Genomic DNA, 6119 nt, shown 5'->3' with positions numbered 1-6119 from the left:
TGTCGAAAAATATCCGCAGTTAGCAGATGTATTTTTAGATTTTGGAGTTCATTGTGTCGGATGTTACGTCTCTTCGTATGAAACCATTGAGCAGGGGATTCTCGGTCATGGATTTTCGGAAGAAGAACTCGATGAATTTTTAAAGGAAATCAATACTATTGTTCCTAGGAGTCACCCGTCCCCGGGTGACCAAAGGGTCGCCCCAGAAGAGGCGACTCCTTACTAAAAAAAGTGTCGACGAACTCCGACGACAGATTCGTATTGATAATTTAATCAAATTAAGATAAACTTAAGATAATCTTTAGATAATCATATGATCGCTATTTCCGTTCGCGAACTTCGGGAGAACTTCCCAGAAGTCGCTACCAGACTCAAGAATAAGGAAACTTTTCTTCTCATATACAACAGCGTTCCTATTGCTGAAATTCGACCGACTCAGATGATTCAAACATTTGCCGAAGCTACAGAAAAAGATGTAGAAATTGCCAACATACAAGATGTGGGAGAAGATTTCTTGGACAAAGAAGAACTGAAATATTACCTCTCACTCAAGAGAAAATGAAAAAAGGAGAAATATACCTTATTAACTTCGAACCTGCTCTTGGGGCGGAAATACAGAAAGTCCGTCTAGGAATTATCATACAATCAGAGACTATTGACTCAAAGTTAATCACCGTAATGCCTATTTCATCAAAAATAGAACTCCAGAAGGAATATGATATTTTTCTGAAAAAAGATAATCAAAATCGTCTTTTTTGTGATTCAGTAATTAGGACATCTCAAATTTCTTCCTTCGATAAAAAAAGATGTATTCATTTTATTGGTTCTGTTGATACAAAGACTCTGCGAAAGGTTGATATATATCTCAGAATACATTTTGATCTTTGAAATCTGGAGCAGTCTCCACATTCAGCACGTTTGTAAACGTGCTCCTGTTATTGTTTGAAATTCATATGAAATACCTCGCGACAGACAATTTCTCGAAATATAAGTGTCGACAAACTCCGACGACAGAACGTAATTTCGAGCGTTCGTTAAATATACAGCTGGCACGTTTTTAGGAATTTGCAAAAACAAAACAATTCTTTTAAACTGTGAGCCGATTTTTGTCCATTTTCCTGTGAAAAAAATTTTCTTAGGTATCTTCCTTCTCTTTAGCATAGCGCTCCTCAACGGATGCAGCTCAAATTCACAAAATAATATTCTTTCTCCAGAAGAAAGAATAACGCCCACAAAAGAGGACATAAAAGAAAATACCGAAATACAAATTAAAGAAGAGGAAAAGATTCTTGAAGGAAGTTCCGAAACGCCATCAGCAAAAGAAACGCCTCTTCCTCAGGGGATACAAATCACTTTTGATAGTTGTGGAGAAAAAGAGAAATATGCTTCATCTTCGTGGTATAGCGATTTTATTGCTGCAGCACAAAAACTGAATCAGATCGAAGACTATGAGGTTAATTACCTGGGGAACGACTATAAACCACTTCCCAATGAACCATTCCAAGTCGACCGAATTACTGACATCTGCTTTTCTGTAAATGGAAATATGGTGCTCGCTCTTGCTCCCGGAGACTATGGTGGCATCGGATTTAAACTCCTCAAATATGATACCGCTTCAAAAGTATTGAGCCTAGCAAAAAGAGAAGATATTCACGGAGGGAAAGAATCAAATTGGTACAAAAAAACCGACGCAAATTATCAGAAACAGGGCATTCCTCAGAAAGATCAATATGTTTGGTTCGCAACCCCACGAGAATTTGGAAAAAGAGTTGGGAACCAAATTATTATGACGGGAAAGGACGGAGAGGCGGGCGTCACACAAACAACAGAATTTATCTATGATTTCAGGAAGAACTATGTGACGATAATCAAAAGGTGTAATTCTGACGTTAATTCCGACAAGGAGAAATCTGGAACAGATAAGTGCACGGAATATTCACAAATACCCTCATTATAATTTTTCAGATAGCCTATTTTCCTTCCTCAGGAGTCTCCAGTCCTCGAGTGATCCGCGAAATTATCCACTCACCGCCTTCCACATTTTCACCGCTTCTCCCATCTCCTTCACATCATGCACTCTTACGATGGATGCGCCGTTTTGAATAGCAAGAAGTGAGGAAACGACGGAAGCGACGACTCGATTTTTTGGATTTTTAGGATCAGAAACATTTCGGAGAAAACTCTTTCGCGAAGTGCTCACGAGAAGTGGACACTCGAATTTTTTGAATTCAGAAAGTCGACGAAGCACTTCAAAACTTTTGTCGGGATCTGCCGACAAAAATGCTCCCATTCCGGGATCAAGGATGATTCGATTTTTTAAAATCCCCTGCTCTTCGCAGAATCGTAATCTTTCCTCAAAAAATGAACTGATTTTTTGTACAATATTTGATTCTGATGAATTCTGAAAAGTCGTCCGTGCGGTTTCATCTTTGGAATACATGATGCAAATTTGAACATTCTCATACTGACGAAGCACCTCACCCATTTTTGGATCGCCACGAAGTCCAGTGACGTCGTTGATCATTGCTGGCGCAAATTCCATCGCTTTTTTCACAACCTCTGCTTTCCACGTATCGACGGAAAATGGGATTTTCTTTTTCTGAAGTTCTGGAAGTATATTTTCAGCCGATTCCATTCTTCTTCCGCAAGAACTTCTTTTGAATTTGGAGCGGAACTTTCGGCTCCCACATCAATCATGTCGGCGCCTTCCGACATCATTTCTTCTGCTCGCTGAATTGCTTTTTCAGGATTCAAGAAATCGCCGCCATCCGAGAAAGAGTCGGGGGTGAGGTTGAGGATGCCGAGGATGAAAGGAAGTTGTTTGAGAAACATTTTTTGATTTTGGAAGTGAGGGAAGTATAATAGCGATGTGGAGAAAAATCACGCAACCGAATCTCTTTTTCGTTTCTTACAAAACAACGCTATGAGAACATCAGTCATGTTCACTTCAGTACTCTTGGGGATAATTTTTCTCACTGGATGCGCGAAAGAATCAACTCCGGCAATTCCAAATCAAAAACTTGTGACAAAATCAAGTGATACTATAGGATTCGCAAAAACTTATGAGGACAAAAAAAATGGATTTGAAATTCAATATCCGTCATTTTTCACTATAACAGGAAACCCGACGATCGATTCTGGCAATATTATTATGCGAAATGGGACCTGTGATACAAATAACAAACTGTGTTTTACTAGTACTCAAGCCATTATGCTATATGTATCTGACAACAAAGATAATGAAACCCTAGATGAGTACTATCAAAACAGAGCGAAAGATGTAAATATAAAAAATTTAAAAAAAATAAAAATATCGCCTTTGCCTGAAAATTTTAACGAGGATGAATGGATAGATGCTGTACGATATGAATTTGATGAAGCCCCGAAACAACAAGCTGGCGGGTATACATATATTCTCTATGAAAAAGAGAAAATTTTTGAAATAACAATTTTGAGTTATGTGAATTATAACAACCTATTAGATGACATGATGAGGACTTTTATCTCAAACAAGGACTCGGAAGACCCGAATTCCCAACAAGAACAAAATATATCAGAGAAGAGTTTAAAAAAGGATGAGATGCTCCCTCAAATTACTTTCGATGGATGTAAGAAAATTCCAGAATATTCGGAAGAAGAGTGGTATTCAGGATTTAAATCTATAGCTCAAGAATTCTTCAGCCAGATATCAGATGCTTGCTACTCTCAAAATGGTGGCATGCTCTTATCCCTTGTTCATGGAGAATATTGTGAATCTGGCTCAATTTATAAATACACCATAAAAAGCAGCTCTCTTGAGAAAGCAACATTAAATGAAAAAGGAAGGGGCTGCCTAGCTGGAATGAAAAATTTTGGAAAAAGGGAAGGAAATATTATTAAAATGGAAGGATTTGGTGGTGATGCGGGATGCAGTTCCAAGATGTTCTATGATTACGATTTTTTAGGGAATAAAGTGATGCTCGTTAAGGAATATAATATTTGCGAAGGAGATAAAGAAGGTGTTTGGCGGAATTATTAAAGATGACCGAAATCTTTATTCTTTTTGACTTTGACATCTTTTTTGTATCATGAACAGTGAATAACTTTCCTTATGCCCCCGTCAAAAAAACGCATCGGCATCCTCGGCGGAATAAGCCATGAATCCACTGGGAAATATTATGAGCTTCTTCATCAGAAATATTTTCAAAAATTTGGAAATTATTATTTCCCCGAAGTCGTTATCTTCAGCTTGGATTTTCAAAAATTTACCGATTTTGAAGACACCAATAATATGGTCGGATATATCGACTATATTCTGTCGGGAATTCGGGTATTAGAAGATGCTCATACCGACGTCATTATTATGGCAGCGAATTCTCCGCACAGCGTTTTTGATGATATCCAAAAACAAACCGATACGAAAATGATCAGCATTGTAGAAGTAACGGCTGAGGCAGCGAAAGAAAAAAATTACAAAAAGCTTCTTCTTCTCGGGATAAAATACACGATGCAGAAAAATTTCTATGCTCCCATTTGCGCGAAATACGCGATTGAAGTCCTCGTTCCGAGTGAAGATGAGCAAAATGAAATCAACAACATTATTTTCAAAGAACTTTGTTTGGGAAAAGTAAATGATGCGTCTCGAGTGAGACTCCTAGAAATTATGAAAAAATATGATGTGGATGCCACCATTCTGGGATGCACAGAACTGCCACTGATTTTAGATACAACGAACACCACTCAGCCGCTTCTAAATCCCATGGATATTCATGTAGAGTCGGTTTTGAAGTATATTTCCGAAGGATGAGTTTCCCCCAGCGGTCGAATCTTCTCGCCCCCGCAACGCGGGGGAAAGCGACTCCGCTAGAAGAAAAAATTATTTATAAATATTATTCTTTGGATTACAATGAATTCCTCTTGAAAACAATGTAACCATCTAAAATTATGAACTTCGACTACACCCAAACAACATCAAAAAGCTTTGATGAAGCCGTAAAAAGCGTTGAAGAAGAAATCGCCAAAGCAGGCATGCGAGTTTTGCACATTCATGATCTACAAAAAAACTTAACAGAAAAAGGTTTTCAGAGGGATTCGTTTAAAATCATTGAATTTTGCAATGCCGGATATGCCAATGCTTTTTTAAACGCCGATATTAAAATCGGACTTTGCATGCCGTGTAAAATCAATGTTTACATCAAAGATGGGCAAACCTTTATTTCCGGCATGCGCCTGGCTATCCTCGCTCAATTTTTCCCAAATGTTGATCTCGGAGATAAGCCGCAGGAAATTGATAAAAAAATCCAGGATATTATCAATAATTCTCGATAGTATGAAATTCTTATCATCGGCATTGGAATTGGCGTATTTCTATCTTGGTTTAAAATTTGGTCCTCAATTTTTTGAAACAATTTTTTAAGGGCATTTTATGAATCCATACGAAGAAAAACTAAAGAAATTTTTACAAGAGAATAATATTCAGGCGGAACATATTCATTTCGATAAAACTGTGCACACTGTAGAAGATGCCTGCAGAGAAGCAAATGCTGAACCGGATGACTTCATTAAAACGATCTGTATGATTACTGGCGATAATAAAACGATTGGTGCAATTGTCCTCGGATCATACAGAGCCAGCACATCAAGAGTCGCGAAAGAGTTGGGAATTGAAAGACCGAGTGTTGCAACACCAGAACAAGCTCTTGAAAAAACTGGATATCTGGTGGGCGGAACTCCTCCTTTCGGTTACGACGGGATATTTCTTATTGATCCATTAGTTTTGGAGAAAGAAGTTGTTTATGTCGGCGGCGGAGCCCCAAGTGCTCTTGTGAAAATTTCAACAAAGGAATTATTGAAAGTAAATAAGGGGAAAATTGTAAGAATACGAAAATAAGGAGATTTTCACAATCGAGCTCGTCTTTTGAACTTCGACATTTTTTTGTATCATAAGCACGAAAAGGGCATTTGGAGAATACTTTACAAAAAAATAACAGGAGTTTACAAAGCGTACATTCTAAAATTATAAGCACCACCCTAGAGATAAAATAAGTTTATATTTTATTTCTAGACATGAAACAAGTTCGCAAGCCAATCAGCTTCAAAGAGCGAGAGGAAATAGAGAGGATGTTAGAAAAGAAAAAGTC

10 protein-coding genes are annotated in these 6119 nt (G+C 37.8%); 8 read left to right on the top strand and 2 right to left on the bottom strand.

Annotated elements, in window-relative coordinates; genetic code table 11:
* The 4 genes from HZA38_00115 to HZA38_00100 all read left to right on the top strand — a co-directional run.
* Window positions 1-226 (top strand): DUF1858 domain-containing protein (locus HZA38_00115; GenBank protein MBI5413907.1); only part of this gene is annotated, 226 nt, incomplete at its 5' end.
* An 87-nt stretch (window positions 227-313) separates the two neighbouring features.
* Window positions 314-562 (top strand): hypothetical protein, encoded by a 249-nt coding sequence (locus HZA38_00110; protein MBI5413906.1) that lies wholly within the window; start codon window positions 314-316, stop codon window positions 560-562.
* On the top strand, window positions 559-888 hold the full coding sequence (locus HZA38_00105; protein ID MBI5413905.1) for a type II toxin-antitoxin system PemK/MazF family toxin: 330 nt from the start codon (window positions 559-561) through the stop codon (window positions 886-888). The genes HZA38_00110 and HZA38_00105 overlap by 4 nt, the downstream gene beginning before the upstream one ends.
* A gap of 232 nt (window positions 889-1120) precedes the next feature.
* Window positions 1121-1957: a hypothetical protein gene (locus HZA38_00100; GenBank protein MBI5413904.1), complete on the top strand. Its 837-nt coding sequence runs from the start codon at window positions 1121-1123 to the stop codon at window positions 1955-1957.
* Between the two features lie 60 nt (window positions 1958-2017).
* On the opposite strand, the gene folP is transcribed toward HZA38_00100, so the two are convergent.
* Window positions 2018-2635 (bottom strand): dihydropteroate synthase, encoded by a 618-nt coding sequence (gene folP, locus HZA38_00095; GenBank protein MBI5413903.1) that lies wholly within the window; start codon window positions 2633-2635, stop codon window positions 2018-2020.
* Window positions 2551-2832 (bottom strand): dihydropteroate synthase, encoded by a 282-nt coding sequence (locus HZA38_00090; GenBank protein MBI5413902.1) that lies wholly within the window; start codon window positions 2830-2832, stop codon window positions 2551-2553. The genes folP and HZA38_00090 overlap by 85 nt, the downstream gene beginning before the upstream one ends.
* Window positions 2833-3022: 190 nt before the next feature.
* Between HZA38_00090 and HZA38_00085 the strand changes: the two genes are divergently transcribed.
* The 4 genes from HZA38_00085 to HZA38_00070 all read left to right on the top strand — a co-directional run bounded on the left by HZA38_00085 (window position 3023) and on the right by HZA38_00070 (window position 5869).
* Complete coding sequence (locus tag HZA38_00085; GenBank protein MBI5413901.1) at window positions 3023-4018, top strand: hypothetical protein; 996 nt, start codon at window positions 3023-3025, stop codon at window positions 4016-4018.
* Between the two features lie 72 nt (window positions 4019-4090).
* Window positions 4091-4786 (top strand): amino acid racemase, encoded by a 696-nt coding sequence (locus HZA38_00080; GenBank protein MBI5413900.1) that lies wholly within the window; start codon window positions 4091-4093, stop codon window positions 4784-4786.
* Window positions 4787-4923: 137 nt separating this feature from the next.
* Window positions 4924-5307 carry a DUF302 domain-containing protein gene (locus HZA38_00075; protein ID MBI5413899.1) on the top strand — a complete coding sequence of 128 codons (384 nt, stop codon included), beginning with the start codon at window positions 4924-4926 and terminating at the stop codon, window positions 5305-5307.
* A gap of 97 nt (window positions 5308-5404) precedes the next feature.
* Window positions 5405-5869, top strand: coding sequence for a hypothetical protein (locus HZA38_00070; protein MBI5413898.1), 465 nt, complete (start codon window positions 5405-5407; stop codon window positions 5867-5869).
* The last annotated feature ends 250 nt before the right edge of the window (window positions 5870-6119 follow it).

It is taken from the genome of Candidatus Peregrinibacteria bacterium, from assembly GCA_016220175.1.
Lineage (GTDB): Bacteria > Patescibacteriota > Gracilibacteria > CAIRYL01 > CAIRYL01 > JACRHZ01.
This window is presented reverse-complemented; position numbering and strand designations above follow the sequence as displayed.

Coding starts and splice junctions, on each gene's coding strand:
- HZA38_00105 (MBI5413905.1), top strand. CDS start 559: ATGAAAAAAGGAGAAATATACCTTATTAACTTCGAACCTGCTCTTGGG.
- HZA38_00110 (MBI5413906.1), top strand. CDS start 314: ATGATCGCTATTTCCGTTCGCGAACTTCGGGAGAACTTCCCAGAAGTC.
- HZA38_00075 (MBI5413899.1), top strand. CDS start 4,924: ATGAACTTCGACTACACCCAAACAACATCAAAAAGCTTTGATGAAGCC.
- HZA38_00090 (MBI5413902.1), bottom strand. CDS start 2,832: ATGTTTCTCAAACAACTTCCTTTCATCCTCGGCATCCTCAACCTCACC.
- HZA38_00080 (MBI5413900.1), top strand. CDS start 4,091: ATGCCCCCGTCAAAAAAACGCATCGGCATCCTCGGCGGAATAAGCCAT.
- folP (MBI5413903.1), bottom strand. CDS start 2,635: ATGGAATCGGCTGAAAATATACTTCCAGAACTTCAGAAAAAGAAAATC.
- HZA38_00070 (MBI5413898.1), top strand. CDS start 5,405: ATGAATCCATACGAAGAAAAACTAAAGAAATTTTTACAAGAGAATAAT.